Genomic DNA, 243 nt, shown 5'->3' on the forward strand with positions numbered 1-243 from the left:
TTCGGTTGAAGCCTTGGCGGATGAGCGATCATCTGTCGAAGGTTCAACTTGAGAGTTTGATCCTGGCTCAGAACGAACGCTGGCGGCATGCCTAACACATGCAAGTCGAACGGGGTTCAGGCTTCGGCCTGGACTTACGTGGCGCACGGGTGAGTAACACGTGGGAATCTGCCCATCTATGGGGAATAACTGCGGGAAACTGCAGCTAATACCGCATACGCCCTTCGGGGGAAAGGCTTCGGC

The 243-nt window shown here is 56.0% G+C and carries 1 rRNA gene; it reads left to right on the forward strand.

From position 1 onward, the window contains the following. Window positions 1–44 precede the first annotated feature (44 nt). A 16S ribosomal RNA gene (locus WG924_RS28150) occupies window positions 45–243 on the forward strand; the annotation flags it as partial.

This window comes from Tistrella arctica (genome assembly GCF_039630945.1).
GTDB classification, from domain to species: domain Bacteria; phylum Pseudomonadota; class Alphaproteobacteria; order Tistrellales; family Tistrellaceae; genus Tistrella; species Tistrella bauzanensis.